Raw genomic sequence first — 2,257 nt, forward strand, 5'->3', positions numbered from 1 at the left:
CACCCACAGCATGATTCCCCTGCTGCTGGGAAAAACCCAGGCAGAGGCTGCCGCCAAACTCGATCTGATGCCGCCTCCGCTGCGCAGCATGATGGAACCTGCCGCCATGATCGCAACGGTCGAGACAGCGATTGAGTTCTATCGCGCCCTCGTCCGCTCCGGTATGCAGTATTTTATCATCATCCTCGTGCCGGGCGATATCGAAACCCTGCAACTGTTCAAAGAGCAGGTTTTACCAGCGGCTGCCAGCTAATTCTCGCTCTCGACCGTTTGCTCGCACGCTTTCGCGCGCACGCGAGGTCATTTGAGTACGTTTCCCAGGGGTAATTCATACGACAGATGGGAGGATTCGCGCTATCGATCCTCCCAAATTGTCGGGAAAAGGTGAAGCCTCTGAAGCAAGGAAGGAAGCGCTCTCAGGAGAACGCTTCCTTTTTTGAGTACGTTTCCCAGCGTGGAACTACTCAGCAGTGGAAATCGGCTTCCCAGGCTATTGAAGTGGTCAGTTCTGTCAGAACTCAAACAACCCTTTGGCAGAACGGTCCCTCTCCTCGAACAACGACACGCTTTTCTCCAACGTTTTACCGCTCTGCAGACAGCAATACAAGCAGCCTTCTAGTACTGCTTTGTTAGTTCGGATTCAGTCAGCCTGTAGAACCGACTGATTAAAACTGCTTTTTAGCAATCACCACAAAAACAATAAGCCCTGCCACCATGCCTGAGCGAAATTTGCTTCAGAGAAACTAACAAAGCAGTACTAGTACTACTCTGTTAGTTTCTGTGGTACAATGGAGACATGAACAAGACCCGAGTGCCGAAAGCCTCACCCCAACCCTTACCCGAACTGGCGACTTTCTTGGAGCCCTTTGCCCCGCTGTTCCGCCGACACACGAGCCGAGACAGCATGGAGCGCTATGTGACTGGGCTGCTCAGCGATCTGCCCCACAAAACGTGTGAGACCATCGCGGAGGTGATCGCCGGAACCTCCCTTGAACGTTTGCAACACCTGCTGACCGACGCGGCCTGGGACCCGCTGGAATTGGACAAAGCGCGTGTGAAACGGCTGCTGGAGATGCATCCAGTGACCGAGGGCATCCTGGTCTTTGATGATACTGGACTGCCCAAGAAAGGGCCAGCCTCGGTCGGCGTGGCCCCGCAGTATTCGGGAACGCTCGGCAAAATTGGGAGTTGTCAGGTGGTCGTCAGTGCGGAATACCTGGCCGACGATCCCGAAAGCTCCACGCCGTTTCATTTTCCCATCAGTGCCCAACTGTTTTTACCGGAGTCTTGGACAGAAGATCCCAAGCGGCGCAAACAGGCGCGGGTGCCAGAGGAGATCAGCCAGCAAACCAAACCGGAGATTGCCTTGGGGTTGCTGGATCGCGCGCGGCAATGGGAAGTGCCCATCCAGGCAGTCGTGGTGGATGCGGGCTATGGAGACAACCCCAACTTTCTCCGCGGACTCGACGCGCGCCAGGTCCCCTATGTCTGTGCGGTGGAGAGCACGTTCGGCTGCCGTTTGCCCGATGAGGTTGCCGCGACTGCTGCCCAGACGCCCGTCTACAGCGGACGTGGGCAGCCACGCAAGCCCCGTCCTGCCCCCTTGTATACGGTCAAGCAACTCATTGAGGCGTTGCCTACTTCTGCCTGGCAAACCATTCCGTGGCGCAAGGGCACGAAAGGCACGATGCAGATCCAAGCGGTGGCCATCCGGGTCCATTGGGCGACTGGCTCTGCTTTGCACAGTACCAGCCACAGCCGCGTGCACACCGGACCCCAAGGCTGGTTGCTGGCCGAACGTCCCGTGCCCGAAACGGTCGAAGCTTCCCCGCAACCCACCCAGGACGCGCCGCAGGAGAAAGAAAAAGAGCAGATCAAATACTGGTTTAGCGTCCTGCCTGAAGATGCCTCATTGCAACGCCTCGTTCTGCTCGCACATGCGCGTTGGGTCATCGAGCAGTTTTATGAAGACGCCAAACAGGAATGCGGCCTGGATCATTACCAGGGGCGCAGTTGGCAGGGCTTACATCGGCATCTGGCTCTCGTCATGCTGGCTTACAGCTTTCTGATGCTCCAACGTCTCACCCTTCCTCCGCCTGCGGGGAAGGCTTTTTCCCCCCTCCGGCACACGAAGCTCGCTGCCTGGCGTGCATCGGCAGGTGCTGCTCTGGCTGTTCCAGGATCTCATCTGCTGGTTGCTCCACACCCAGCAAATCGAGTCCTTCCTTCCCAGGAGAAACTAACAGAGTAGTACTAG

2 protein-coding genes are annotated in these 2,257 nt (G+C 57.0%); both read left to right on the plus strand.

The window, feature by feature from the left end:
• The coding region (locus VGM55_RS24915) for a hypothetical protein (RefSeq protein WP_331637052.1) at nt 1-253 on the plus strand (253 nt) is incomplete at its 5' end.
• A gap of 543 nt (nt 254-796) precedes the next feature.
• Entirely contained in the window at nt 797-2,251 is a 1,455-nt protein-coding gene (locus VGM55_RS24920; protein WP_331637053.1) for an IS701 family transposase, read from the plus strand.
• Nucleotides 2,252-2,257 lie beyond the last annotated feature (6 nt).

It is taken from the genome of Cedecea sp. (assembly GCF_036500665.1).
Lineage (GTDB): Bacteria > Pseudomonadota > Gammaproteobacteria > Enterobacterales > Enterobacteriaceae > Cedecea.

Excerpts from the sequence above, each read along its gene's own strand:
- VGM55_RS24920 (WP_331637053.1), top strand. The coding sequence starts at position 797 with ATGAACAAGACCCGAGTGCCGAAAGCCTCACCCCAACCCTTACCCGAA.